Here is a 26183-nt window from a genome sequence, read left to right on the forward strand (position 1 = left end):
AGGGCGCATCGCGGACTCCCCGCAACCGCCGCTTGCTGAAGCGCTACGGGGGACTCATAACTGGACGCCTTGCCGGCCGCGCTAACCTGCGGCGTTTCAGGAGCCTCGACGGATGAGCGCGAGCCCCCGTGGCCCAGAGAAGGTGGTGTTCGTTGGCGGCACGCCGCGCTCAGGAACAACCATCACCCACGCCGTTCTCTGCGCTGCGCCGGGCGTCAACGGGTACGTCCCGGAGGCCAGCTTCTTCGTGCATCTGGTGAAGGCCTACTACGCCGGGGTCACGCACTGGGACATCCACACCCACGGGCTTTATCCCGACGCGGAGACCTTCCGCCTTTCGATCGCGGCGGCCGCGGAGGCGGTTCTCCAGGACCTCTGGCGCCACGTCGGCCGGCCAAGGGTTCTGTGCCTCAAGGACCCGCTGATGACCGAGTGGTTTCCATGGGCGGCCCGCCTGCTGCCGGACGCGCGCTTCGTCACGGTCTGCCGCCACCCCTTCGACGTCGTGCGGTCGCGGCAGGACGGCTATGAGCGTACCAGCGGCGAGCCCTTCACCCTGGAGATGGCGCTGGACGTCGCGCGCGATTACCTCCGCGACTACCAGTCCGTCCTTTCCCACAACTTCCGCGGCCGGCACCTGATGTTCCGGTACGAGGACCTCAACACCGCGAGAGTCCTGAGCGCCATGGCCAAGCTCGTCGAGGCGCCCGGGTTCGTCGCCAGCCGCCTATGGCAGACGCCGGACGGGCGGCTGCGGACCAGCTTCGGCTCCGATGACGACCCCACCAGCTCGCCAAAGTATGGCGGCTCCATCGACCTGACGCCCCGCCTCGACCCCCTGAGGGCCGACTGGCAGGCCGCCGTGGCCGCGATCTGCCGGCCGGTGATGATGCGGATGAACTACCCCTGGCAGGACGCCGCCTGAGGCCTCGGGCGGGATAGCCGGCCGTCAGGTCGATGGCGTCCAGGGTGGTGTCCTCTGTGGGCGCCGACCAGCACGGCGATGGCTTGGGCCGCCGTGACCGAGCGCGCCGCCGCCCCGCGAGGCGGCCTGGGCGTGGGCAGGGGTGTTCCGGCCCGCCTTTGTTGCGACGAGGGTCAGGAAGGCGACAGACAGGGGCTCCACGGCGCCGCAAGTCAACCTGGGCTCTCCGCCCTCGGGGATTTGCGCCTTTGCCTTCCTATCGGATCTATCGCGTCGGCCACGGCGGCCGCCTGTTGCTGGGCGAGGCCTTCAACGCCGAGAGCGACACCCTGGCCATCGAGACCGCGCGCGTGCTGCAGGACGCCGAGCGTCCCATGGAGCTTTGGGAGGGCGGACGGCTGGTCGGCCGCTTCTCGAGCCTGGGGCTGTTCACCGCAGGCGGCTCGGGCTGACGCGAGGTCATACTTTTCACCGCCGAACCCACGCGTATGCTTCCGGGCAGAGGAAGCCGAAGCCGGCGATAACCGGCGCGATGGGGCCGAGATGAATTTCGACTTTTCCGACGACCAGAAATTTTTGAAGTCCGAGGCGCGCAAGTTCCTCGACGCCAACGCCTCGGCGGCCAAGGTCCGCAAGGTGCTGGACGATGACGGCAAGGCCTATGACGAGGCGCTGTGGAAGGCCGTGGCCGAGCAGGGCTGGCTGGGCGCCGCCATCCCCGAGGAGCACGGCGGTCTTGGCCTGGGGCACCTGGAGCTCTGCGTGATCGCCGAGGAACTTGGCCGCGCGGTGGCCCCGATCCCCTTCGCCTCCACGGTCTATTTCCTGGCCGAGGCGGTGATGCTGGCGGGCTCCGACGCCCAGAAGGCCGCCCTGCTGCCGAAGATCGCTGCGGGCGAGGTCATCGGCTGCCTGGCGACGTCCGAGGGGCCCGGCCCGGTGACGGCCGCCTCGGTGCAGGCCTCCGTTTCGGGCGGCAAGCTGTCGGGGACGAAGATCCCGGTGACCGACGGTGACATCGCGACCCACGCGGTGGTGCTGGCCAAGGAGGGCGGCAAGCCCGGCCTGTTCCTGGTCGACCTGTCGTCCGGCGTGACCCGCGAGGCGCTGAAAACTCTCGACCCCACCCGCGACGCGGCCAGGCTGACCTTCAAGGACGCCCCCGCCGAACGCCTGGGCGAGGCGGGCGAGGGCCTGGCCCTGCTGGAGCAGGTCATGGACCGCGCCGCCGTCCTGCTGGCCTTCGAGCAGTGCGGCGGGGCCGACAAGTGCCTGGAGATGGCCAAGGCCTATGCGCTCGAGCGCTACGCCTTCGGCCGGGTGATCGCCTCGTACCAGGCCATCAAGCACAAGCTGGCCGACATGTACGTGAAGAACGAGCTCGCCCGCTCCAACGCCTACTATGGGGCCTGGGCGCTCAACACCAACGCGCCCGAGCTGCCGATCGCGGCCAGCGCCGCGCGCATCGCCGCCTCCGAGGCGTTCTGGTTCGGCTCGAAGGAGAACATCCAGACGCACGGCGGCATCGGCTTCACCTGGGAGGTGGACGCCCACCTCTACTACCGGCGTTCGCGCCAGCTCTCCCTCGTGGCCGGCGCGCCGCGGGTCTGGAAGGAGCGGCTGGTCAGCCACCTTGAACGGCGCAACGCGGCCTGAGGATTTTCAGACATGGATTTCAACGACACGCCCGAAGAAGCCGCCTTCCGCGCCAAGGTCCAGGCCTGGCTGAAGGAGAACGCGCCCAAGCACGCCGCCACCGACGACCCCGAGGGCGGCGGCGATTCGCTCGCCGCCTCCAAGGCCTGGCAGGCCAAGAAGGCCGCCGCCGGCTTCGCCCAGATCACCTGGCCCAAGGAATGGGGCGGCCCGGGCGGCACGCCGATCCAGCAGGTCATCTTCAACCAGGAAGAGGCCAAGTATCCGACGCCGCCGAACGTCTTCCAGATCGGCCTGGGCATGTGCGTGCCCACGGTAATGACCTTCGCCGACGACGAGACCAAGAAGCGCTTCGTGGGCCCCGCCCTTCGCGGCGAGGAAATCTGGTGCCAGCTCTTTTCCGAGCCGTCCGGCGGCTCCGACGTGGCCGCGGCGCGCACCCGCGCGGTGCGGGTCGACGACGGGTCGGGCGACTGGATCATCGACGGCCAAAAGGTGTGGACGACAGGCGCCCAGTTCTCGGATTTCGGCATCGTGGTCACGCGGACGGACCCGGACGCGCCGAAGCACAAGGGCCTCACCATGTTCTGGATCGACATGCACGATCCGGGCGTGGAGGTGCGGCCGATCCACCAGATGTCGGGCGGGTCGGGGTTCAACGAGGTGTTCTTCACTGGCGTGCGAGTGAAGGACAGTCAGCGGCTGGGCGCGGTCAACGACGGCTGGCGGGTGAGCCTCGTCACGCTGATGAACGAGCGCCTGGCGGTGGGCGGTCCCTCGGGGGCGGGCTGGGCCCAGTTCCTGGAGGCGGCCCGCGGGATCGCCGGGATCGACGGCGCGCCGGCCATCAAGGACCAGGCCCTGCGCGAGAAGCTGGCCGACTGGTACGTCCAGACGGAAGGGCTGAAGCACACGCGCAACCGGACGATCACCGCCCTGTCGCGCGGTCAGACGCCCGGGCCGGAGAGCTCGATCGGCAAGGTGGTCTCGGCGCTGCAGATGCAGGAGCTGGCCAACAGCGCCATCGAGATGCTGGACCAGTACGGGATCATCAACGACCCGGACCTCGCCCCGCTGAAGGGCGCGTTCCACGGCTCGCTGATGTTCGCGCCGGGCCTGCGGATCGCCGGCGGCACGGACGAGATCCTGAAGAACATCATCGCCGAGCGCGTGCTTGGCCTTCCCGGCGACATCCGGGTGGACAAGGACATCGCCTTCAAGGACCTGCCGACGGGGCGCTAGCTCCTAGGCGGTGAGGGCCAGGGGCGCCTCGGCGCTCCGGCCCACGAGTTCGCCGTAGAGCCTCGTCAGGTTCTCGAAGGTGGCGTCCCAGCCGTGGCGGGTGACGGCCCGCAGGCGCGCGGCCTTCGAGAGCTCGGCCAGGTCGCGGGCGAACAGGGCCTCGATGGCGGCGGCCAGGCCCGGGGCGTCGACCGTCTCGGCCGGCTGGCCCACGGTCTCGTCGATCAGCTCGCCAACGCCGCCGGTCCGGGCGCCCACCACGGGCAGGCCGGCGGCCATGGCCTCCAGCACCACCAGGCCGAAGATCTCGTTCTCGTTGGCGTGCAGGCAGGCGTCGCAGGAGGCGATGATCCCGGCCAGCCGGTTCTGGTCGCGCTCGTAGTCGAGGCAGATGACGCTGCGCGAATAGGGCGCGTCCTCGCCCGCGCCCACCAGCAGCAGGCGGTAGGGATCGCCCAGCTTCTCGACGGCGGCGACCATGGACTCGATGTTCTTCTCCCGCGCCGGACGCCCGGCGAAGACCAGCAGCCGCGTCTCCCACGGCAGGCCCAGCCGCCTGAACAGCCTGGCCCGGTCGCCCTTGGCGGGGTCGAAGACCTCGGTGTCCACGCCGAGCTGCTGGATGGTCACCCGCTCGACGCCCGCCTCGGCCAGCCGCGCGGCCATGTGGCGCGACGGGGCCACCACATGGTCGAAGCGCTGGAAGGCCTGGGCCCAGAAGTTGAAGGTGGGCGTCTCGGCCCATTCCCCGAAATGCAGGGCGGCCAGCGCCGCGGCGTCGGTGTGGCAGAAGCCCACGACCGGCACGCCCAGGGCCTCGCCGGCCTCCAGCGCCGCGTGACCGGGCACGAAGACGTCGCCCGCCTCGATGATGTCTGGCCTGAGCAGGGTCAGCACCGTCCGCCACTTCGCCAGGCTGGCGGGCATCCGGTAGCCGTTGCCGAACGGCAGGCGCGCGGCGGCGACGGTGACGAGGCCCGAGGCGTCGGCGGCCGTCCGGGCGCCGGGCACCACCAGGCTGTGGCGCAGGTCGGGGCGGCGCTTTTCCAGCCACGCGCGCTTGGCCAGCAGGTAGCGTTTCACGCCCCCCGACTTCGGCGCGTACATCATGGTGGTGTCGAGCAGGTGGAAGCCGGCGCCCGGCGCGGTGCGCGCCACGCGCGCCGCGAGCACCGCCGGACGGATCTTGTCGGCCAGCCTGAGGACGGCGGCGTCCGACACCCGGCCGGCCCTTCCCTTCCTGATGCTGTCGGAGGCGGCGAGGAACAGGGCGGCCGAACGCTCGCCGTCGCCCTTTGGAGCGCCAAGGGGGCCGCCCGCCCTCAGGCGCCTAGTGGCGGTTGGGCTCGCTGATCTCTTCCAGAGCCTGGCCAGTGGTCTTGTCCTTCCCCTGCTGGGCGATGTCGCCCAGGGACACGATGCCGACCAGTCTGCGGTCGCGGTCCAGCACGGCGAGGCGACGGACCTGGAGCTCGGCCATCTTATCGGCCGCCGCCGTGATGTCATCGTCCTCGTAGCAATACTCGACGTCCGAGGTCATCACTTCCGAGACGGGCGTGGCGAAACTGCGGCCCTCGCTGACGGCGCGCAGCACGATGTCCCGGTCGGTGACCATGCCCTGGACCTTGTCGCCGTCGCAGACGGGAATGACGCCGGAATCGATGTCGCGCATCTTGCGGGCGACCTCCTGGATGGTGTCCCGCGGGCTCGCGCGCTCCACGTCGCGCGACATGATCTCGTTGATCCTCATGGGGAAGGCTCCTGCGATGCGGGTGGGACCGGCCGGGCCGGCGTCGGCGTTAACCCGCGGGGCAGGGCGAGGTTGCAGCTAGAAGAGCGTCATGGCCTGCCAGCCCGCCAGGGCGACCACCAGGACGCCGACCATCCAGGTGAGCAGGCGAAGCGGCAGCACCTTGGTCATCCAGCCCGCCAGCGGCGCGGCCACCACGCCCCCGGCGATCAGCCCCCCTAAGGACCACAGCAGGTCGCGCAGGCCGTCGGTCTCCCAATGGCCGGTGAGCAGCGAGCCCAGGAAGGCGGCCGAGGTGGCGGCGGCCACGAACACCTCGGCGGCGTTGGTGGTGCCGATGGCCTTGCGGGTGTCGGCCCCGGCGCCCATCAGCGAGCTGGTCACCACGGGACCCCAGCCGCCGCCGCCGACCGCGTCGAAGAAGCCGCCCACGAGGCCGAGCGGCAGGGGCGACTTCCACGAGAACACCCTGGGCCGCCGCTGGCGCCAGGCGCGGTAGAGGATGACGAGGCCCATGAGGCCCAGCCAGGCGACCACGAACGGCTTCACCGCCTCGCCGGGGACCGAGGTCAGCACATAGGCGCCCAGCACGCCGCCCACGACGCCCCCGCCGGCCAGCAGGCCCAGCAGCTTCCAGTCCACGTTGCGGTAGAGGACGTGCGACAGGCCCGAGGCCGCGCCGGTGAACACCTTGGCCGCGTGCACGCTGGCCGAGGCGTTGGCCGGCGTCACGCCGAAGCTGAGCAGGACGGTGGTGGAGATGACCCCATAGGCCATGCCCAGCGCGCCATCGACGAGCTGGGCGGCGAAGCCGACGGCGGCGAAGAGCCAGAAATCAGGATCCATCGGGCCGCCAGCTAAGGCCTAGCTCGCGGCCCCGCCAACCAATTCCTCTGATCGCGGGCTCAGAAGAGGTGCATGTCATCCCGGCCGCGCCGCAGCGGAGAGCCGGGACCCAGGAGGTTCGGCGGTGCGGCGGCCCTGGGTCCCGGATCGGCCGTCGGCCGTCCGGGATGACGGGATTTGTCAGTCCTTGGCGCGTTCCTGGTAGGAGCCGTCCTCGGTCAGCACGACGATCTTGGTGCCGACGGTGATGTAGGGCGGGATCATGGTGCGCAGGCCGTTCGACAGCACGGCGGGCTTGTAGGAGGACGAGGCCGTCTGGCCCTTCACCGAGGGTTCGGTGTCCACGACCTCGAAGGTGGCCAGGCGCGGCAGCTCGATGGCGATCGGCACGCCCTCGTGGGTCGAGAGCTTCACCGTGCAGCCGTCGGTCAGGTAGTACTTGGCGTCGCCGATCATCTCGGCCGAGGCGGTGACCTGCTCGTAGTTCTCGGGGTTCATGAAGTGGAACCCTTCGCCGTCCTCGTAGAGGAAGGTGTAGTCGCGTTCGTCCACCGTGGCCCGCTCGACGGTTTCGGTCGTGCGGTAGCGTTCCGACACCTTCACGCCGTCGGAGATGCGGCGCATGTCGAGCTGGGTGACCGGCGTGCCCTTGCCCGGGTGGATGTTCTGGGCGCTGAGCACGACGTAGAGCTTGCCTTCGAGATCGACGACGTTGCCCTTGCGGAGGGAGCTGGCGGAAACCTTCAAGTTCGGTCCTCGAGGATGCTTTGCGAGTTCTTGGCCGGCTCGTATAGCGACTGTCGCCGAAATCGCCAGTCCCCCGAGCCGATGCCGCACCTTCAGACCTCGCCCTGGTGGGCCCCGGACCGCCACGCCGACCGCCGCCCGTTCCTCACGGGGCGGGGGGCGATCACCCGGGCCGTGCGGGCCTGGTTCGAGGGCCAGGGGTTCGCCGAGGTGGAGACCGCCGCCCTGCAGATCTCGCCCGGCAACGAGGCCCACCTGCACGCCTTCGCCACCGAGGCGGTCGGGACGGACGGGGCGCGGCGGACGCTCTACCTGCACACCTCGCCCGAATTCGCCTGCAAGAAGCTGCTGGCGGCCGGGGAGACCGCGATCTTCAGCCTGGGCAAGGTGTGGCGCAACCGCGAGCGGGGACCGCTGCACCATCCCGAGTTCACCATGCTGGAGTGGTACCGGACGGGCGCGCCCTACGAGGTCCTGATGGAGGACTGCGCGGCTCTCTTGCGGCTGGCGGCGCGGACGACGGGCGCGGCCGAGTTCCGCTGGAAGGGGATGGCCTGCGATCCGCTGGCCGAGCCCGAGCGGGTGACGGTGGCCGAGGCGTTCCAGCGCCACGCCGGGATCGACCTCTTCGGCGACCTGGCGGCCCAGGCGAAGGCGAAGGGAATCCGGGTGGCCGAGGATGACGTCTGGGCCGACGTCTTCTCCCGCATCATCGTCGAGAAGGTCGAGCCGGCGCTGGGACAGGGGCGGCCGACCATCCTGTGCGAATACCCCGTCTCCGAGGCGGCCCTGGCGCGGCCCAAGGCCGGCGATCCGCGGGTGGCCGAGCGCTTCGAGCTCTATGCCTGCGGGGTGGAGCTGGCCAACTGCTTCGGCGAGCTCACCGACCCGGCCGAGCAGCGCAGGCGGTTCGAGGCCGAGATGGCCGAGAAGCAGCGGGTCTATGGCGAGACCTATCCCATCGATGAGGAGCTGCTGGACTCCCTGGCCCTCATGCCGCCGGCCAGCGGCGGGGCCCTGGGCTTCGACCGCCTGGCCATGCTGGCCACGGGGGCCGCCCACATCGAACAGGTCCTCTGGGCGCCGGTTCCGTAAGGTCCACGAACCCCACGAAAGGCACGAACGCGCCGTGAAGCGGCGCCGATCTGCAAACCACGGATTTCACGGATTGCACGGATTGCCCGAGCCCCTGCATCCATCCGTGGAAATCCGTGAAGTCCGTGGTTCCAGATCGGCGAGCCGCCGCTGGCGCGGCGTCTCGGGTCTCCCTCGTTCGTGTTGTTCGTGTTGTTCGTGGGGTTCGTGGACATCCCCCAAGTTGCAGTCGCGGGGCGTCCGGGCCATATGCGCCCCGGCATGACCCGTCCCCTCCGCACGCCTGAGGACCTGGCCGCCGCCGGGCTCGCGCCGCCCGAGGCGCTGGAGGGGCTCGCGCGGGTGGCCGAGCGGTATGCCGTGGCGATCACGCCGGACATGGCGGGGCTTGCCGCCGAGTGCGAGGGAGTCGCGCGCCAGTTCATCCCCACCGCCGCCGAGCTGGACGCCCGGCCCGAGGAAAGCGCCGACCCCATCGGCGACGAGACCCACTCGCCGGTCGAGGGGATCGTCCACCGCTATCGCGACCGGGTGCTGCTGAAGGCCAACCACGCCTGCGCCGTCTACTGCCGGTTCTGCTTCCGGCGCGAGATGGTGGGGCCGGACGGGGTGAGGCCGCTCTCGCCGGTCCAGCTCGACGCGGCCATGGCCTATGTCGCCGCCCGGCCGGAGATCTGGGAGGTCATCGTCACCGGCGGCGACCCGCTGATCCTCTCGCCCCGGCGACTGGCCGACATCGGCGCGCGGCTGGCCGCCATCCCCCACGTGAAGGTCGTCCGCTTCCACACCCGGGCGCCCGCCGTGGACCCGGCCCGGGTGACGCCCGAGCTGGTCGAGGCGCTGAAGGCCTCGGGCAAGACGGTGTGGGTCGCCCTGCACGCCAACCATCCCGAGGAGCTGACGCCCGCCGCGCGGGCCGCCTGCGCGCGGATCGTGGACGCCGGAATCCCCATGGTGGGCCAGACGGTCCTGCTGAAGGGCGTGAACGACGATCCCCCCGTGCTGGAGGCCCTGATGCGCGCCTTCGTCGAGGCCCGGATCAAGCCCTACTACCTCCACCAGGGCGACCTCGCGCCCGGCACCGGCCACTTCCGCACGACGCTGGAGGAGGGCCAGGCGCTGATGCGGGCGATCCGGGGGCGGCTTTCGGGCCTGGCCCAGCCGACCTACGTCCTCGACATCCCCGGCGGCCACGGCAAGGCGCCGGTGGGCCCGACCTATGTATCCGAGCGCGACGGCAGGACCCATGTCACCGATCCGCAAGGGATTCCGCACGCTTATCCGCCGGAGGCTCCCCAAGAGGGCGAGTGACGCCCGTCAATGCGGGGTTCAGGAATGGGGGCGCAAATCCGCATCTCATGCGTTGCCTAGGGAGGCGACGGCCACGAGGAGAGTTTCGATGCGTTGGGGATGGATCGCGGCCCTGCCGGCAGCGGCCTTGGGGTTCGGCGCGGCGGCCCAGGAGCCGCCGGCGGTCCCGGTCCCCCCGCCGGCCGTCCAGCAGGCGCCGGTCCTGAGCATCGCCCCGCCCTCAGCGCAGAGTATCATGCTGAGTCCGGCCCAGGCGGCGACGGCGCTGGAAGCCCTGCGCGCGGCCGACGCCCACGGGCTGCGGCCGAAGGACTACCTGCCGGCTGGCGTCACCGACGCCGCCGCGCTGAGCCCCGAGCAGGGCGCCGCCCTGGTGCGCGGACTGATCCGCTACGCCCACGACGTGAAGGTGAGCCGCCTGGCGCTGGGCGACTTCCCGCGCAACTGGGCGGTCCGGCCGGCGCCCTACGACCCGACCGCCGACCTGGCCCAGGCCGTGGCCGAGGACCGGCTGGGACCCTGGCTGGACGGGCTCGATCCCCCCTATGCCGGCTACCAGGCGCTGCTGCGCGGGCTGGCCCGCTACCGGGAGATCGCCGCGGCCGGCGGCTGGAAAACCATTCCGGCCGGCGACACCATGAGCCTGGGCTCCACGGACCCGCGCGTCCCCGCGCTCCGCGCCCGCCTGGCCGCGGAGGACCCGCAGCTCGCCGCCAAGGGGGCGGCGACCTTCGACCAGGCCCTGCAGGACGCCGTGGTTCGCGCCCAGAAGCGGTATGGCCTCAAGCCCGACGGGGCGGTGGGGCCGGGCACGCTGGCCTTCCTGAACGTGCCCGTCGAGGCGCGCATCCGCCAGATCGTCGCCAACCTGGAGCGCTGGCGCTGGCTGCCCAGGACCATGCCCGCCACCCGGGTGCAGGTGAATGCGGGCGCGGCCATCGTCACCCTGTTCCGCGACGACAAGCCGGTGCTGTCGATGAAGGCCGTCTCGGGCAGGCCGGGCGACGAGACGCCCATGCTGATCTCCGAGATCCATTCGGTGGTCATCAACCCGCCGTGGAACGTGCCGAGCTCCATCGCGACCAAGGAGCTGTGGCCCAAGGCGAAGCGCGATCCGGGCTACTTCGCCCGCAACGACTATGTGGTCATTCCCACCGAGGGCGGCGGCTCGCGCATCCAGCAGAAGCCGGGGCCCAAGGCGGCGCTCGGGCGGTTCAAGTTCGACTTCGACAACCCCTTCACCATCTATCTGCACGACACGCCGAGCCGGGGCGCCTTCGACCTCTATGCCCGCCAGGCCAGCCACGGCTGCGTGCGGCTGGAGAAGGCGCAATTGCTGGCCGAGGCGCTGCTGGCCGGGGACCCGAAGTGGGACAAGGCGGGCATCGAGGCCCAGCTCGCCACCGGCAAGACCCTGCGGGCGCCGCTTTCCGAGCACGTGCCGGTGTTCGTGCTCTACTGGACGGCCTTCGCAGGCGCGGACGGGCAGATGCACTTCCGCGCCGACCCCTATAAGTGGGATACGCTGCTCCTGGAGCTGACGGGCGAACTCGCCCCCGCCGCGGCCTGAGACGATTTGGGGCCTGAAAGGATTTGGGAAGACGATGAAGCGGACGGTGATCTGGCTGGCGCTCGCCTGCGCGGCCATCCTGGCGGTGCTGGCCTTAAGCCGCGGCGTGCGGTTCACCTCCGAGCCCGCCAAGGTCCCCGAGAAGGCGCCGGCCGCCGAGGACGCCGCCCAGCCCACCGTGACCAAGGCGCCTGAGCCGGTGGTGGCCGCGCCGCCGGCGCTCACGCCAGAGGAGCTGCAGGTGCAGGAGGACGCCGCCGCCGTCGGCCTGACCACGGTCGAGCCCGCCCTCCCGCCGCCGCCCGCGCCGAAGGAAGCGCCGAAGGATCGGCCGCCGACCTGAACATAATCTTTCGTCATCCCGGACGGCCAAAGGCCGATCCGGGACCCAGGGGCCGCCGCACTCCAGAACCCCTGGGTCCCGGCTCTCCGCTTCGCTACGGCCGGGATGACGGTTAGGGTTCGGGCGTGGACCGGACCTACTTCGTCTACATGATGGCCAGCTGCCGGAACGGTACTCTGTACGTCGGCATGACAAATGACTTGCTTCGCCGCGCGTATGAGCACCGCGAGGGCCTAGCGCCGGGTTTCACCGCCAAGTACGGCCTGAAGCTGCTCGTCTGGTTCGAACAGTACGAAACGGCGCACGCGGCGATCTCGGCAGAGAAGCGGATCAAGCGCTGGCGCCGGCGCTGGAAGCTCGAATTGATCGAGAAGCTCAACCCGCGCTGGGAAGACCTCTACCCCGGCCTGGTTCCCGGACCCGCGTGACTCAGGCCCCCCGCCACTGGCGGACGCGGCCGGTGTCCACGTGGACGAAGTTCGAGACGGGGTAGTAGCCCACGCCGCCGGCGCCCACGGCGAGGGCGGCCTTGTGCAGGTTGGCGAGGTCGACGCCCTGGATGCGGACGTCCAGGGCCTTGCCCTGGGTATGCTGGCTGTTGGAGGCCACGCCCTTGGAGCGGGCGTGCAGCATGGCGTTGGTCTTGGGCGAGCGGTAGCCCGAGATGATCTGGAAGGGCGCGCGGGTCTCCAGCTTTTCCGAGATCGCGTGCAGGGCGTCGAACAGGCCGGGGTCCATGAAGTGCTCCTCGCCGTTGCGCCAGTCGCGCAGCACGCGCTGGGCTTCGGCCAGGGCGTCGGGCAGGTAGCGGCCGTTCTCGAAATAGACGTCGTTGAAGGCGTCCCCGGTGTGCAGGTTCTTCAGCGCCGCGCGGCGGGGCGCGGTCACGGGGAGGGCGTTGGCCCAGTTGGGAACGGAGAGGGCGGAGAAGCCGAGCGCGCCAGCCGCGAAGGCAAGCGTGTCCCGGCGTCGCCAAGTCTTGGGGACGAGGTTGGGCATACGAAAACGCCTCCAGGCCGGCGAAACGGTCCGGCCAAGATGGGGCAGTCGGGCTTTCGGTCAACCTAACAAGCGTCGTGGTGCGACGACTGGCCGCCCCCCCTAGGGACGGCGCTCGGCCAGGGGCGGGATCTCGCCGCGGCTGACGGCCAGGCCCAGCTTCAGGCTCTCCCCGATCATCTCGGCCTTGGCGATGAAGAGGTCGGCGGCCTCGGGGCGGCAGAGGTCGCGGGCGGTCTCGCGCCAGATGCCGAGCCAGCGGGGAAAGTGCTCGGGCTCGATCCCCGGCAGGCGGGCGTGCGCGGCCATGGGCGAGCCCTTGAACCGGCCGGTCATCAGGACGACCGAGGACCAGAAGTCGCACAGCTTGGCGAGGTGCTCGTCCCAGTCGGCGATAGCGCCGTTGAAGATCGGGCCCAGAACCTCGTCCTCGCGCACCCGGCCGTAGAAGGCGTGCACCTGGCGGCGGATGACCTCCTCGGTGATCCCGACGGCCACGCCGGGGCCGATGCGGGGGCGGCGAGGGTGCTCGAACGCGTTCATGGGCCCGACATAGCGAGCCGAAGGAGCGGCCCCAAGTCCGGGAGACTGCGTAGGCGCCGTGCCGCGCGCGGCGATTCTGTGCTTCAAGAGACGGGATGGCGGATTTCGATTTCGACGCGGTGGTCGTGGGCGCGGGCGCCGTGGGGCTGGCGTGCGGCTACGCCCTCGCCCGGCGCGGGCTGGTGGTGGCGGTGCTGGAGCAGGACGCGGCCATCGGCCAGGGCGTCTCCTCGCGCAATTCCGAGGTGATCCACGGCGGGCTCTACTATCCGACCGGCTCGCTGAAGGCGCGGCTGTGCGTGACGGGGCGGCGGATGCTCTACGCCTTCTGCGACGCCCACCAGGTGGCCTACGACCGCTGCGGCAAGCTGGTGGTGGCGACGGGCCCCGAGGAGGTGGAGCGGCTGGACGCCATCCTGGAGCAGGCGCGGGTCAACGACGTCGAGGGCATGGCCCGGCTGTCGCGCGCCCAGGCCCAGGCGCTGGAGCCGGAACTGGCCTGCGAGGCGGCGCTGATCTCGCCGCAGAGCGGGGTGTTCGACAGCCACGGCTACATGCTGGCCCTGCAGGGCGAGATCGAGGCGGCGGGCGGGGCGGTGGCGCTCTCCACGCCGTTCGAGGGGGCGACCCCGCTGGACGGCGGCGGCTTCGAGGTGCGCGCGGGCGGGGCCGAGCCCACGACGCTCACCTGCCGGCGGCTGGTCACCGCGCCCGGGCTCTCGGCCCAGGACGTGGCCGCCCGCATCGAGGGCTTCCCGGCCGCGCAGATCCCCGAGGCCCACTTCGGCAAGGGCCGCTACTTCCGGCTCCAGGGCCGGGCGCCGTTCGCGCGGCTCATCTACCCGCCGCCGATCCAAGGGGCGCTCGGCGTCCACTACCGCCGCGACCTCGGCGGCCAGGCGGTGTTCGGCCCCGACCTGGTGTTCGTGGACGCCCCCGACTACACGGTCGAGCCCGAGGCGGCCGATGGCTTCTACCGCTACATCCGCAGGTTCTGGCCGGGCCTGCCGGACGGGGCGCTTTCGCCCGACTACGCCGGGGTGCGGCCCAAGCTGCACGGGCCGGACGAGCCGCAGCCGGACTTCCGCATCGACGGGGCGGAGGTCCACGGGATCGCGGGGCTGGTCGCCCTGTTCGGCATCGAAAGCCCCGGCCTGACCTCGTCCCTGGCCATCGGCGAGGAAGCGGCGGCGCGGCTGGGGCTTTAGCGCGCCTCGGCCTATCGCGGCGCGATGCGCAGGACGCGGCCGTCGGCGTTGTCGGTGGCCAGGTAGAGGGCGCCGTCGGGGCCCACGATCACGTCGCGGATGCGCTCGCCGAGCTCGCCGAACAGCCACTCCTCGCCCGTGACGCGGTCGCCGTCGAGGGTCAGGCGCGACACGCGCTTCGAGCCCAGGCCGCCCACGAACAGGCTGCCCTTCCAGGCCGGGAACAGATCGGCCTCGTAGAAGGCCATGCCCGAGGGGGCGATCACCGGGTCCCAGTAGTAGGCGGGCTGCTCGGTCCCGGCCATCTGGGTGATCCCGCCGGTGATCGGGCCGCCGGCGTACTCGACCCCGTAGGCCACGTCGGGCCAGCCGTAGTTGCGCCCCGCCCGCACGATGTTCAGCTCGTCGCCGCCCTTGGTCCCGTGCTCGACCTCCCAGAGTTCGCCGGTGCGCGGATTGAGCGCCGCGGACTGGATGTTGCGGTGACCCAGGGAGAAGATTTCCGGCCTGGCGTCCGCCCGGCCGACGAAGGGATTGTCCTTCGGCGCCGCGCCGTCGCGGGTGATGCGGACCACCTTGCCGATGGTCCCGTCCAGCCGCTGGGCGTTGGGGCGGCTCTCGTTGATCTGCCGGTCGCCGGTGGTGACGAAGAGCGTCCCGTCGCGGGCGAAGACCAGCCGCGAACCGAAGTGGCCGCGCGAGGCGATGGCCGGGGTCTGGCGCCAGATCGTCGTCGCCCCCTCCAGGCGGGGCGGCTGGCCGGTCGCGGTCACCAGACGCCCGCGCGCCACGGCGGTGTTGTTGCGCCCGCCATCCTGGGCCTCGGAAAAGGACATGTAGACGTAGCCGTTGCGGGCGAAGTCCGGGTCGACGGCGAGGCCCAGCAGGCCGCCCTGGCCCGAGGCGTCCACGGCCGGGACGCCGGCGATCGGGTCCGACAGCTTGCCGTCCTTGAAGAGGCGCAGGCGGCCGGCCTTCTCGGTGATCAGCAGGCCGCCGTCCGGCAGGAAGGCCAGCGCCCAGGGCTTTTCGACGCCGGTGATGTAGTCGGCGACCCGGTAGGCCACGTTCGACTTCACGGCCGGCGCGCGGGTCTGGCCGGGGAAGGCCGACGTCTGGGCCGCGGCGTTCGGCGGCCGGGTCTCTTCCGGCGCGGCGGGCGCCTTGGGCTGGGCCTGGCCTTCCGCGCCGCCGCAGGCGGCGACGAGGACGGCGGCGGCCGTGGCGATCAGCGGCGTCTTCATGTCGGATTCCCTCAAACCTCCATCCCGGCGACAGCGGAAAGCGCGGCCCCGGGTTCCGCGCCCTCCAGATGGATCAGCGCCCAGACGGCGAAGAACAGCAGGGGCCAGCGCTGTCCCGGCCCCCCTTCACGCATCCTTACGGCGGCTTCGTCGCCGAGGATGCGGCGGACGGCCCCGACCTTCCCGATGCGGGCGGCGATGTCGCCCGCGCGCGGCGCGATCCAGGCGTCCACCGGGACGGTGAAGCCCTGCTTCCCGGCCCACGGACTGGCGGCCGGGCAGGCGCGCTCCAGCCACTTGCGCAGGAGCCACTTGCCGTAGCCGCCCCGCACCTTGGCGCGGTCGGGCAGGCCCCAGGCGAAGGCGGCGACCTCGGGGTCGAGGAAGGGCGTGCGGCCCTCCAGCCCGTGGGCCATCAGGCAGCGGTCCAGCTTGAGCAGCAGGTCGTTCGGCAGCCAGGTGGCGATGTCGGCCCATTGCGCCTGCTGTAGCTGGGTAAGGCCCGGCGGCGCCTTGGCCGCGCGCCGCCAGCTCTCCAGGGACGCGGCGTCGGCGCCCCGGGGCTCGGCGGGACGGCCGCCCAGCCAGGCGGGCCTGAGCGCGCGGCGATAGCGCCCGTATCCGCCGAACAGCTCGTCGCCGCCCTCGCCGGTCAGCACGACCGTCAGCGTCCCCTTGGCGGCCTCGGCCAGCTTGTAGGTGGGCAAGGTCGCGTAGTCGGCGGTGGGATCGTCCAGGGCCCAGGCGACCTGCGGCAGGATGCGCCAGAAGTCCGCCTCGCCGAAGGTCGTCTCGCGCCAGTCGAGGTCCAGCGCCCGGGCGATGCGCTCGGCCCCCGCGCGCTCGTCCGCGGCCTCGGGAACGTCGAAGCCGCAGGTGAAGGCGGTCACCGGCCGTTCGTTCAGGCGGGCCATGAGCGTGGCGATGGCGGCGGAGTCGATCCCGCCCGACAGGAAGAGGCCGTAGGGGACGTCCGAGCGCTGGTGGACGCGGACGCTGTCTTCCAGCACGGCGTCGAGGCGGGCGATGAGGTCGCGCTCCTCCCCCGCGCGCGGGGGAGGTCTCGCGAATGCGACGGAGGGGGCGTCGGGACCGTGCGCCGGCAGCGCCCCCTCCACCCCTTCGGGGTCCCCCTCCCCCGCGGGGCGGGGGAGGAGCGCCCGACGCCGCCGGCCGGCCACGATCTTGCCGTCGCGCACCTCCACCACCTCGCCGGGCGCGAGCCTGCGCAGGCCCTGGAAGGCGGTGCGCTCGCCGACCGTGTAGTTGAAGGACAGGAGTTCGCGGGCGGCGGCCTCGTCCAGTTCGGCGCGCATCAGGCCGGCGGCGAAGAACGCCCGGGGTTCGGAGGCGAAGGCCAGCCCCCCCGCATGCTCCATGATGTAGAGCGGCTTGATGCCGAAGGGATCGCGGGCCAGCCAGGCCCGCCCGTCCGGGCCGATCAGGCAGAGCGCGTACATGCCCCGCAGGCGGTCGAAGGCGGCCTCGCCCTCCTGGGCGTGGAGATGGAGCAGGGGCTCGAAGTCCGAGCCGGTGGCGAGCCGGTCGCCGAGCTGGAAGTCCCGGGCCAGCTCCAGGTAGTTGTAGATCTCGCCGTTGCCGACGACCGTGCCTCCGGCGGCGTGCAGCGGCTGCCAGCCGCCCTCCAGGTCGATGATCGAGAGCCGCGCGTGGGCGAGGGATGCGCCCGCCAGGGCCTCCACCCGCACGCCGTCCGGGCCCCGATGGGCGAGCGCGCGGATCATCGGCTCGGCGGCTGGCGCCTCGCCGCCGAGCTGGCCGGCGATGCCGCACATCAGAGGGCCCCGTAGTCGGCGAACAGGGTCTTCCAGCGGGCGACGACGGCGGCCTCGGAGAAGTCGGCCTCCACGCGGGCCTGGCCGGCGGCGACGAGGCGGGCGCGCAGCATGGGCTCGGCCAGCAGGCGGGCGATGGCGGCGGCTAGCGCCTCGGGGTCGTCGATGGGAACCAGCAGGCCGTCGTCGCCGGGCGTGATCAGCGCCTTCGGCCCCTGGCTGGCGGCGGCCACCACCGGCAGGCCGTGGGCCCAGGCCTGGATGACCACATTGCCCAGGGGCTCGTAGCGCGAGGGGAAGACGCACACGTCGGCGGCGCGGTAGAGGGCGTGGGCGTCGGTGCGCCAGCCCAGGAAGCGCACGCGCGGGGCCACGCCCAGGACCTCGGCCATGGCCTTCAGCTTGGCCTCCTCGGGGCCGGTCCCGGCGATCCACAGGACGGCGTCGGGCAGCCTCGTGAGCGCCTGGAGACTGACGTCGTGGGCCTTGGCGTCGTGCAGCCTGCCCATGGAGAGCAGCAGGGGCGCATCCTCGGGCGTGGCCAGGCTCGCCCGGTCCACCGGCGCGACCTCGGGCGGGGCGGCGGCGAAGTTGGGGATGCAGGTCACCCGCCCGGCGGGCCAGCCCTGGGCCACGATCCAGTCGGCGATGTCCTCGGTGTTGGCCACCAGGTGGTCGAAGCCCTTGTAGTATTTCAGGCTGTAGTAGCCGCCGAGGCGGCCGATCCGGGCCCAGGGTCCCCGGGGGGTGTGGCGGGCCGCCCGGTTCATCCAGGCCACCGCCGCCTTGGTCCCGTGCAGGGCGGCGAATCCCGCCGCCGCGGGCCTGGTCAGGATGTCGACGGGGCCGCCGAAGGGCAGGGTGCGGACCGGCACGCCCGCCGCCCTCAGCCGCGCCTGCCGTCCGGGATGACGGCGGATGGCCGCGGCCTGGGGCAAGCCCGCGCGGGCCAGCGCCTCCACGAGGTCGACGAAATAGGTCTCCGCGCCGCCGTCGCCGGCGGCGCCCAGGAGGTGGAGGACGCTCATCGCGGCCCGAACCTAGCCGGTGAAACGCCTTCGCCCAAGCGCTTGAAGCGCGCGAAGCAAGCCCCTATAAGCCCCACCTCGCGCGAGCGACCGTGGCTGGGTAGCTCAGCTGGTTAGAGCGGTGGATTCATAACCCACAGGTCGGCGGTTCGAGCCCGCCCCCAGCTACCACGGTCTCCTCGGCGCGATCTTCCCCATCGGCGATGTCCCGGGTCCGGCGTCCTTCCGCGTCCGGCGCGCCGGTCTTTGCGACGAATGCGCCCCGGTTCGCGACGAAGACGTCTCCTGGCGCGACAATGAATGTTACGGTGCCGCCCGGAACCCGAAGGGGGTCAGGGGGATCAGTCTTGTCCGGCCGGGGCGGGGGCGCGCCGACCGGGGGCGTTTTGACGGGGCGCGTTCTCAGTTGCGTGTGCTGATCGTTGACGACGAGCCGCTGGCCGCCGACTGGCTGGCGCGATGCCTTTCGGGCTGGCCGGACATGGAGCTGGTGGGGACGGCCCCCGACGCCGAGGCGGCGCGGGCGCTGATCGCCGAGTTGCGGCCCGACCTCGTGTTCCTGGACATCCAGATGCCGGGCGAGAGCGGGATGACCCTGGCGCGGGCCATGTCGGAAACGCGGGGGCCGGAGATCGTCTTCGTCACCGCCTTCGCCGAGCACGCCGCCGAGGCCTTCGAGATCGAGGCCGTCGACTACCTCCTGAAGCCGGTCCAGCCCGACCGCCTGGCCGAGGCGGTGCGCCGGGCCCGTCGGCGGCGCGAGAGCCGGTCCCGGGACGGCGAGGAGGTGCGGGCGCAGGCGGCGGAAGCTCCGCCCGCCGACGGCTACGACGAGGAGCTGTGGGTCCGACGCCGCGACGGCTTCGTGCGCGTGCGCGTTTCCCAGATCCTGCGGATCGAGGCGGCCCGCGACTACGCGCTCATCCACACCGCAGCCAAGACCTACATCCAGCGGACGACCATGGCCGAGCTCGCCGGGCGGCTGGACCCGGCCGAACTCATGCGGGTGCATCGGTCGGCCTTCGTGCGGCTCTCGACCGTCGCCCGCGTGGAGCGGGGCGGGCGCAACCTCATGCGCCTGCACACCGAGGACGGGGCCGCGGTCGAGGTGGGCGTCAGCTACGCCAGGAAGGTCGCAGAAGCGCTGGGGCTGGACCGCGCCGGCTGACCCCGCCGCCGGCCGCAGACTTGTCGCAGTTCGTCGCAAACCGCCAGCGCGCCGCCAGCGCCCCGACCAGTGTGACGCCCGTGTGACGCCGCAGGGCGTCGCTTGGGGATTCGCGAACGCGCGGCCGGGCAGGCCGCCCCTTCGCAACACTGGAGAGCGATGACGTGAAGACTTCGACCATGCGCGGTCGGCTTCTGGCGACGACCCTGTTCGCCGGCGCCGCGGCCCTCGGCCTCGCCGTTCCCGTCCTGACGCCCGGCGTGGCGCTGGCCCAGGACTACACCTCGGGCAACCTGGCCGGCCGGGTGGAGACCGCCGACGGCGCCCCGGTCGCCGGAGCCCAGGTGACGGTGCGTTCGAGCCAGGGCGCGGTGCGCCAAGCTGTCACCGACGCGAACGGCCGCTACCAGATCAACGCGCTCGCGGTGGGCGCCTACACGGCCGAGGTGACAGCGCCGGGCCATACCTCGCTCGCCAACCAGCGGGTCAGCGTCGCCCCCGGCGGTTCGTCCTTCACCTTCACCCTGTCGGGCGGCACGGTCGAGGAACTGGTGGTCACCGGCGCGCGCCGCACCCAGGACTTCGCCCGCACCGACGTGGGCCAGGTGATCGACGTGCAGGAGGTCGCCTCGCAGATTCCGGTGGGCCGCTCGATCGCCAACGTAGCCCTGCTGGCCCCCGGCGTCTCGCGCCCGGACGCCACCATCGCGGCCAGCTCGCGCCGCAACCAGTCGACGCTGGTCGTGGGCGGCACATCGGCGGCCGAGAGCGTCTACTACATCAACGGCCTGAACGTGACGGACCTGCGCAACCTGCTGGGCTACGCGGACCTGCCGTTCGACGCGATCCAGTCGATCGACGTGAAGACGGGCGGCTACCAGGCCGAGTTCGGGCGCGCCACCGGCGGCGTGGTCAACATCGTCACCCGCTCGGGCTCGAACGAGTGGCACGGCGGCGTCACCGCCACCTATTCGCCGAAGACCTGGCGGGCGAAGTCCCCCAACGCCTTCAGCGCCGGCGGCGTCGGCGTCTCGGGCGCGAACGTCTACAACGACGCCGCCAGCCTTGAGACCCTGGACACCTCGGTCTACCTGAGCGGCCCGATCCTGAAGGACCGGCTGTTCTTCTTCGGCCTCTACAACGCCCGCAAGACCGAGGAATACTTCGCCGTGACGTCCCTCGGGACCACCGGCGAGAACCAGTACCGGGGAACCCAGACCTACAACAAGAGCGACAGCCCCCGCTGGCTGGCCAAGTTCGACCTGAACATCACCGACCGCCAGCGCCTGGAGGCGACGCTGTTCTCGGACGAGTCCGAGACCGACCAGCGCTTCTTCGACTTCGACGCCCGGCAGGGGATCACGGGCGAAGGCCTCGGCTATGTGGAGAAGGCGGGCGGCTTCAACCAGATCTACAAGTACACCGGCGCCTTCACCGACTGGTTCACGCTCTCGGCGCTCTATGGCGAGACGGTCTCGGACCAGCAGGACGAGGGCGACCTGGTGGATACGCCGCGCGTCCGCGACCGGCGCACCAGCACGACCGTCTTCCTGACCCCCGCCAACGTCGCCGGCTCGCTGCAGCCGGTGGGCGAGGACGTCCGCAAGACCTATCGCGTGGACGCCGACTTCTACGCCGACTTCTTCGGCCGCCACCACGTCCGGATGGGCTATGACCGCGAGGACCTGAAGTCCACCGACACCCACCTCTACAACGGCGGCTTCGCCATGGACGTGCTCTTCCGGACCCCGCCCGGAACGACGCTGCCGCCGCAGGCCTACGCCCAGACCACCTACTATGGATCGGGCGGTGAGTACGACGCCAGCCAGACGGCGGCCTATGTCCAGGACTCGTGGGACGTCACCGACACCCTGACGATCCAGGCCGGGCTGCGGCTCGACCAGTACAACTACAAGAACCGCGACGGCGAGAGCTACATCAAGCTCGACGACCAGATCGCGCCGCGCCTGGGCTTCACCTGGGACCCGCGGGGCGAGGGGCGTGACAAGCTGTACGGCTCGTTCGGCCGCTACTACCTGCCGATCGCCACCAACACCTCGATCCGGGCGGTGTCGGGCGAGGACTTCCACGTCGAGTACCGCGCGGTGACGGTCAATCCGGACGGCTCCCTGCGCCGCGACGCCAACGGCGTGCCGATCCTCGGCGAGCGCCTGCGGCCCGACGCCGTCTTCGCCCGGCCCGTCGCCCCGGACCCGCGCGAGATCGTCAACGCCGAGATCGACCCGATGTTCGAGGAGGAGTTCATCCTCGGCTACGAGCACGAGTTCGCCGGCGGCATGTTCGACGGCTGGCGCGGAGGGGTCCGCTGGGTCCACCGCGACCTGAAGTCGACCATCGAGGACACCGACATCGGCCACGGCGGGGCGGTGGACCGCTACTGCGCGCGCACCCACGCGGCCGGCTGCGCGCCGGACGCCGACGGCACGGCGAACGACCGGTTCAGCGGCCACTACATCCTGACCAACCCCGGCAAGCCGATCCGCGTGATGCTCGACCTGGCCGGCGGCCCGGGCGGGGCGAACCTCCAGGAGGTGGTCTTCACCGAGGAGGATCTGCGGCTCGAAAAGGTCAAGCGGAAGTACGACGCCCTGGAATTCACCTTCGAACGTCCCTTCGACGGCCGCTGGGCGCTGCAGGGCTCGTATGTCTGGGCCAAGTCCAAGGGGAACTACGAGGGCGCGGTGAAGTCGGACATCGGCCAGACCGACACCTCGCTCACCCAGGACTTCGACGCCTACTTCCTGTCGGAGGGCGGCTACGGCTACCTGCCGAACGACCACCGGCACACCTTCAAGCTCTACGGCTTCGTGCAGGCGACCGAGCGGCTGCGGGTGGGCGCGAACTTCTACGCCCAGTCGGGGCGGCCCTATAGCTGCATCGGCTACCATCCGGACGACCCGACCCCGGGCAACACGCCGGGGGCCTGGTACTGCGTGAAGGACGGCGTCCCGACGCCGACGCCGCGCGGCGCGGCGGGCCGTACCGACTGGGTGACCAACACCGACCTGAACGTCACCTGGGACGTGGTTCCGCAGCGCGACGGCCTGGGCGCCGTCACCGCCGCGCTCGACGTGTTCAACGTCTTCAACGAACACGCCGTGACCCGCGTCGTGGAGCAGGGCGAGACGGGCGGCCTGCCCGGCACGCCGGTGACGACCTACGGCCGGCCGCGGTCCTACCAGGCGCCGCGCAGCGTCCGCCTTACCCTCCGCTACAGCTTCTAGGGCTGGAGCGTGGGGCGGGAGGGCCGCCAATCCCCGAAGTCGGCCCTCCCGTACTTTTCTTCCCCCGGCGCGACGAGCGCCGCCGATCGCGCGACGAATGCGACTCCTGGGGCTCCGTCCGGCCGTGCTAGGCTGGCGCGGGGCCTTCGAGGATGCGCGACGTGACGGACAGAGGAGGGGCGCGGACCGCCCGGCAGGCGGCGCTGCTCTGCATCGGGCTCTGGCTGGTGGCCGAGGTCTTCTACCTGGCCCCGTTCCTGTCCATCGGCCGGCTCGAACCGCGCCTGGTCGCCTACTTCAGCGTCTGCGGCCTGGTGGGCATGGCGTTCTGCTGGGGGATCTTCCTGGCGCTGCGGGCGGGCCAGCGGGCGACGCGCCGACGCCGCCTCGCCATGGGCGCCGGCGTGACGCTGGCCGCGCTCGGCGTCCACACCGTGTTCGATTCCTGGCTGTACCATGCGCTGATGCATCCGGCCGCCGTGCTCGGCCGGCGCGATCCGGCGGGCGTCTTCGAGATGCTGCTGCTCACCAACCTGACGGCGCTCGCCTCGGTCTATGCGATCTTCGCCACCGGCGCGGCCCTGGCCCTGTCGGACGAGGCGCTGCGGGAGCGCGAGCGCAGCCTGGCGGACGCGCGGGCCGCGGCCCAGGAGGCCCAGCTCGCCGCCCTGCGTTTCCAGATCAATCCGCACTTCCTGTTCAACGCGCTGAACGCCGTGACCTCGCTCGTGGGGGCCGGCCGCAACGCCGAGGCGCAAGGGGTGGTGGGCCGGCTCTCCAGCTTCTTCCGCGCCTCGCTGGGCACGCCGCCCGGGGCCGTCCTGCCCCTGGAGGAGGAGCTGGACGTGATCGGGTCCTACCTGCAGATCGAGGCGACGCGCTTCGGGCCGCGCCTGGCCGTGGAGATAGACGCCCCGCCCGAGCTGATGGGCGCGATGATCCCCCACTTCCTGCTCCAGCCGCTGGTCGAGAACGCGGTCAAGCACGGGGTCGCCGCCTCGCGCCGGCCGGTGACCGTGCGGGTCGCCGCGCGACAGGAGGGCGCGGAACTTGTGCTCGGCGTCCAGGACGACGGCGCGGCCGCCGCACCGCCCGCGCCAGGCGCCTTGATGGGGGCCGGGGTCGGCCTAGCCAACGTGCGCGCCCGGCTCGCGGCGCTCTACGGCGCGGCCGGGAGCCTGGCGGTTCGTGACCTTTCACCGGGCTTCGAGGCCGAGATCCGGCTGCCGCTCGCGTTCGCCGAGACGGCCCGCCGCGCCGCCTGAACCGACCCCTTCCCCGGCGTCGCCGGTTGACGGCCCCGCCGGGGCCTGCGACGAGCGCCGCCGTGCCCGCCGACAGCCTCCACGCGCCCGTCCACCGTCCGCTCCTGGGCATCGTGCTGCGCGTGTCGGCCATGGCCTGCATGGCGCTCCTGTCGGCGCTGGTGAAGTGGTGCGGGGACCGGGGCGTGCCGGTCTTCGAGATCATCTTCTTCCGCAACGCCTTCGCCTTCGTCCCGCTCGGCCTCTACATCTGGCGCACCACGGGCTTCGAGGTCCTGAGGACGAAGCGCCCCCTGGGCCACCTGCTGCGCTCGGTGGTCGGGCTCTCGGGCATGGTGTGCGGCTTCTCGGCGGTCCAGCACCTGCCGCTCACCGAGGCCACGGCGCTGCAGTTCGCCTCGCCGCTGTTCATGACCGCGCTGTCGGCCCTGCTGCTGGCCGAGCCGGTGGGCAAGCACCGCTGGGGCGCGGTCGTGGTGGGCTTCGTGGGCGTGATGATCATGGCCCGCCCGGTCCCCGGCCACATGAACGTCGTGGGCGTCACCCTGGGCATCCTGAGCGCGCTGGGCGCGGCCGGGGCCATGGTCGCCATCCGTCAGATCGCCGACACCGAGCGGGGCCCGACCATCGTCTTCTACTTCACCCTGGGCGGCACGGTGCTGGGGCTCGCGGGCTCGCTGCTGTTCGGCTGGACGATCCCCGACCCGGCCACCCTGGGCCTCCTGGTGGTGGCCGGCCTGATCGGCGGCGTGGGCCAGCTCTTCCTCACCGAGGCCCTGCGCAACGCCCCCATCGGCGTGGTGGCGCCCTTCGACTACACCCAGCTCGTCTGGGCCGCGCTCCTGGGCCTCGTCATCTGGGGGGAGCTGCCCCATCCGGCCACCGTCGTCGGCGCGCTGATCGTGGCCGCCAGCGGGGTCTACATCCTGCACCGCGAGCTGCGCCGATTTCGCTCGCCGTCCTGATCGGCGCCCGGAGTATCGTTTGACAGACCGGCGTTACGGGCGGAGCCTCGGGACCTCCTAGCGGGAGCTGGTCCATGCTGAGATATCTCGTCTTTTCCGTTGTGGCGCTGGCGGCTTCCGGCGCGGCGGCCCAGTCGGTGACGGTGCTGGGCGGCGGCATGGCCCGCAAGTGCTCGGACGCGGCCCTGGCCGGGGAGTCGGACCGCCGCTTCGAGGAGGACTGCACGATCGCGCTCACGACCGAGGCGCTGTCGCCGCGCGACCGGGCCGGCACCTTCGTCAACCGCGGCGTCTTCAAGCTGCGGCGGGGCGAGTTCGCGGCCGCGACCGCCGATTTCGACAAGGCGGTCTCCATCCAGCCGGAGCTGGGCGAGGCCTACGTCAACCGGGGCGCGGCGGCCGTGGGCGCGCGCCGCTACGCCGAGGGCCTGGCCGACCTCGATCGCGCGCTGGCGCTGGGCGTGCAGGAGCCGGAGAAGGCCTACTACAACCGCGCGCTCGCCCACGAAGGGCTCGACGACATGAAGTCGGCCTACTTCGACTACCAGAAGGCCGTCGAGCTCAGCCCGGAATGGGACGCCCCCAGGCGCGAACTCGCCCGCTTCACCGTCCAGCGGCGCTAGGAACCACGAAAAGCACGAAGGACACGAAAGGGGGAGCGATCTCCGACCGACCGCGCAGCGGTCAGTCCGCAAGGATCAAACCACGGAAGACGCAGAATACACGGACGGCGTCGGCGCTTGCCGTGTCCTTCCGTGTATTCCGTGGTTCCTTCAAAAGGGCGCCCCCGCTGGCGCGGCGGCAGGGGACAAGCCCCCCCCCTTTCGTGTCCTTCGTGGTTCCCGCACGGACTTCCGCCCGGCGCGAGGGCGCCCATATGAAGGCCATGCGCACCCTGGTTCTCATCGCGGGACTGGCGTTGGCGACGGCCGGGACCGCCGCGGCCCAGGACTTCGACCGGCTCAACCAGCTTCAGCTCGACGAGCTGCGTCTCCAGCAGCAGATGCAGCAGCAGCGCTCGATCGACCTCCAGAACCAGCTCATGTCGCTGGAGGCCCGCCAGCGGGCCGAGCAGGCGATCATCCAGGGCCAGCGGCCGCCGCCGGGCCTGCCGTCTCTGCCCTATCCGGGCGCTCCGCCCGCAAGCATCGACACCTCGCACCTGCCCAGCATCCCCGACAGGGCGCTCGCCGACTCCAACCGGCGGGTGCAGGAGATCTCGAAGACGCGGCGGTGA

At 71.6% G+C, this 26183-nt stretch carries 25 protein-coding genes and 1 tRNA gene; 17 read left to right on the forward strand and 9 right to left on the reverse strand.

Translation table 11 applies throughout. The annotated features are described in order from the left end of the window. Positions 1 to 112 precede the first annotated feature (112 nt). From ACK4TT_RS14400 to ACK4TT_RS14415, 4 genes are all read left to right on the forward strand, one after another. Positions 113 to 925, forward strand: coding sequence for a sulfotransferase family protein (locus ACK4TT_RS14400; RefSeq protein ID WP_409641416.1), 813 nt, complete (start codon positions 113 to 115; stop codon positions 923 to 925). 248 nt (positions 926 to 1173) lie between these two features. Then, the gene (locus ACK4TT_RS14405) at positions 1174 to 1377 is read left to right on the forward strand and encodes a hypothetical protein (protein WP_409641413.1); all 204 of its coding nucleotides are present in this window, start codon (positions 1174 to 1176) and stop codon (positions 1375 to 1377) included. Between the two features lie 91 nt (positions 1378 to 1468). Further along, on the forward strand, positions 1469 to 2581 hold the full coding sequence (locus ACK4TT_RS14410) for an acyl-CoA dehydrogenase family protein (RefSeq protein WP_409641411.1): 1113 nt from the start codon (positions 1469 to 1471) through the stop codon (positions 2579 to 2581). 12 nt (positions 2582 to 2593) lie between these two features. Further along, positions 2594 to 3823, forward strand: coding sequence for an acyl-CoA dehydrogenase family protein (locus ACK4TT_RS14415; RefSeq protein WP_409641408.1), 1230 nt, complete (start codon positions 2594 to 2596; stop codon positions 3821 to 3823). Between the two features lie 3 nt (positions 3824 to 3826). Here the strand turns inward: ACK4TT_RS14415 and ACK4TT_RS14420 are convergent, their stop codons facing one another. The 4 genes from ACK4TT_RS14420 to efp all read right to left on the reverse strand — a co-directional run bounded on the left by ACK4TT_RS14420 (position 3827) and on the right by efp (position 7166). Further along, complete coding sequence (locus tag ACK4TT_RS14420) at positions 3827 to 5044, reverse strand: glycosyltransferase (protein WP_409641405.1); 1218 nt, start codon at positions 5042 to 5044, stop codon at positions 3827 to 3829. Positions 5045 to 5153: 109 nt separating this feature from the next. Continuing rightward, on the reverse strand, positions 5154 to 5573 hold the full coding sequence (locus tag ACK4TT_RS14425) for a CBS domain-containing protein (protein ID WP_409641402.1): 420 nt from the start codon (positions 5571 to 5573) through the stop codon (positions 5154 to 5156). A 78-nt stretch (positions 5574 to 5651) separates the two neighbouring features. Continuing rightward, the gene (locus ACK4TT_RS14430; RefSeq protein WP_409641399.1) at positions 5652 to 6419 is read right to left on the reverse strand and encodes a sulfite exporter TauE/SafE family protein; all 768 of its coding nucleotides are present in this window, start codon (positions 6417 to 6419) and stop codon (positions 5652 to 5654) included. Positions 6420 to 6599: 180 nt separating this feature from the next. After that, positions 6600 to 7166 carry an elongation factor P gene (efp, locus tag ACK4TT_RS14435; protein ID WP_409641397.1) on the reverse strand — a complete coding sequence of 189 codons (567 nt, stop codon included), beginning with the start codon at positions 7164 to 7166 and terminating at the stop codon, positions 6600 to 6602. Positions 7167 to 7247: 81 nt separating this feature from the next. Here efp and epmA point away from each other — a divergent pair, with 81 nt between their 5' ends. From epmA to ACK4TT_RS14460, 5 genes are all read left to right on the forward strand, one after another. Continuing rightward, on the forward strand, positions 7248 to 8261 hold the full coding sequence (epmA, locus tag ACK4TT_RS14440; protein WP_409641394.1) for an EF-P lysine aminoacylase EpmA: 1014 nt from the start codon (positions 7248 to 7250) through the stop codon (positions 8259 to 8261). 261 nt (positions 8262 to 8522) lie between these two features. Further along, the gene (locus tag ACK4TT_RS14445) at positions 8523 to 9572 is read left to right on the forward strand and encodes a lysine-2,3-aminomutase-like protein (protein WP_409641390.1); all 1050 of its coding nucleotides are present in this window, start codon (positions 8523 to 8525) and stop codon (positions 9570 to 9572) included. A gap of 88 nt (positions 9573 to 9660) precedes the next feature. Next, the gene (locus tag ACK4TT_RS14450) at positions 9661 to 11142 is read left to right on the forward strand and encodes a murein L,D-transpeptidase (protein ID WP_409641387.1); all 1482 of its coding nucleotides are present in this window, start codon (positions 9661 to 9663) and stop codon (positions 11140 to 11142) included. Between the two features lie 34 nt (positions 11143 to 11176). Continuing rightward, a complete protein-coding gene (locus tag ACK4TT_RS14455; protein WP_409641384.1) occupies positions 11177 to 11485 on the forward strand; it encodes a hypothetical protein in 309 nt (102 codons plus the stop codon). A gap of 125 nt (positions 11486 to 11610) precedes the next feature. Then, a complete protein-coding gene (locus ACK4TT_RS14460) occupies positions 11611 to 11913 on the forward strand; it encodes a GIY-YIG nuclease family protein (RefSeq protein ID WP_409641382.1) in 303 nt (100 codons plus the stop codon). A 1-nt stretch (position 11914) separates the two neighbouring features. Here ACK4TT_RS14460 and ACK4TT_RS14465 read toward each other — a convergent pair whose 3' ends face one another. After that, positions 11915 to 12484: a DUF882 domain-containing protein gene (locus tag ACK4TT_RS14465; protein ID WP_409641379.1), complete on the reverse strand. Its 570-nt coding sequence runs from the start codon at positions 12482 to 12484 to the stop codon at positions 11915 to 11917. Positions 12485 to 12586: 102 nt separating this feature from the next. After that, a complete protein-coding gene (locus ACK4TT_RS14470) occupies positions 12587 to 13027 on the reverse strand; it encodes a group III truncated hemoglobin (RefSeq protein WP_409641376.1) in 441 nt (146 codons plus the stop codon). Between the two features lie 95 nt (positions 13028 to 13122). Here ACK4TT_RS14470 and ACK4TT_RS14475 point away from each other — a divergent pair, with 95 nt between their 5' ends. Beyond that, on the forward strand, positions 13123 to 14235 hold the full coding sequence (locus ACK4TT_RS14475; RefSeq protein WP_410213266.1) for an NAD(P)/FAD-dependent oxidoreductase: 1113 nt from the start codon (positions 13123 to 13125) through the stop codon (positions 14233 to 14235). Positions 14236 to 14246: 11 nt separating this feature from the next. On the opposite strand, the gene ACK4TT_RS14480 is transcribed toward ACK4TT_RS14475, so the two are convergent. From ACK4TT_RS14480 to ACK4TT_RS14490, 3 genes are read right to left on the reverse strand one after another with little or no spacing between them, the layout of a single operon-like run. Then, positions 14247 to 15479 (reverse strand): PQQ-dependent sugar dehydrogenase, encoded by a 1233-nt coding sequence (locus tag ACK4TT_RS14480; RefSeq protein WP_410213267.1) that lies wholly within the window; start codon positions 15477 to 15479, stop codon positions 14247 to 14249. Positions 15480 to 15490: 11 nt separating this feature from the next. Next, positions 15491 to 17275, reverse strand: coding sequence for an asparagine synthase (glutamine-hydrolyzing) (asnB, locus tag ACK4TT_RS14485; RefSeq protein WP_410213268.1), 1785 nt, complete (start codon positions 17273 to 17275; stop codon positions 15491 to 15493). After that, positions 17275 to 18303, reverse strand: a complete 1029-nt coding sequence (locus ACK4TT_RS14490; RefSeq protein WP_409641365.1) for a glycosyltransferase — start codon at positions 18301 to 18303, stop codon at positions 17275 to 17277. Before ACK4TT_RS14490 ends, asnB begins: the two co-directional genes overlap by 1 nt. A 94-nt stretch (positions 18304 to 18397) precedes the next feature. On the opposite strand from ACK4TT_RS14490, the gene ACK4TT_RS14495 reads away from it, so the two are divergent. The 7 genes from ACK4TT_RS14495 (at position 18398) to ACK4TT_RS14525 (ending at position 26183) form a co-directional block, all read left to right on the forward strand. Next, a tRNA-Met gene (locus tag ACK4TT_RS14495) sits at positions 18398 to 18474 on the forward strand. Positions 18475 to 18715: 241 nt separating this feature from the next. After that, entirely contained in the window at positions 18716 to 19471 is a 756-nt protein-coding gene (locus ACK4TT_RS14500; RefSeq protein ID WP_409641362.1) for a LytR/AlgR family response regulator transcription factor, read from the forward strand. Between the two features lie 164 nt (positions 19472 to 19635). After that, positions 19636 to 22716, forward strand: a complete 3081-nt coding sequence (locus ACK4TT_RS14505) for a TonB-dependent receptor domain-containing protein (protein WP_409641359.1) — start codon at positions 19636 to 19638, stop codon at positions 22714 to 22716. Between the two features lie 161 nt (positions 22717 to 22877). Further along, entirely contained in the window at positions 22878 to 23981 is a 1104-nt protein-coding gene (locus ACK4TT_RS14510; protein ID WP_410213269.1) for a sensor histidine kinase, read from the forward strand. A 62-nt stretch (positions 23982 to 24043) separates the two neighbouring features. Beyond that, on the forward strand, positions 24044 to 24946 hold the full coding sequence (locus tag ACK4TT_RS14515; RefSeq protein WP_409641353.1) for a DMT family transporter: 903 nt from the start codon (positions 24044 to 24046) through the stop codon (positions 24944 to 24946). A 74-nt stretch (positions 24947 to 25020) separates the two neighbouring features. After that, the gene (locus ACK4TT_RS14520) at positions 25021 to 25569 is read left to right on the forward strand and encodes a tetratricopeptide repeat protein (RefSeq protein ID WP_409641350.1); all 549 of its coding nucleotides are present in this window, start codon (positions 25021 to 25023) and stop codon (positions 25567 to 25569) included. Between the two features lie 263 nt (positions 25570 to 25832). Beyond that, positions 25833 to 26183, forward strand: coding sequence for a hypothetical protein (locus ACK4TT_RS14525; protein WP_409641347.1), 351 nt, complete (start codon positions 25833 to 25835; stop codon positions 26181 to 26183).

The organism is Phenylobacterium sp. (assembly GCF_046463815.1).
In the GTDB taxonomy this organism is placed as follows: domain Bacteria; phylum Pseudomonadota; class Alphaproteobacteria; order Caulobacterales; family Caulobacteraceae; genus Phenylobacterium.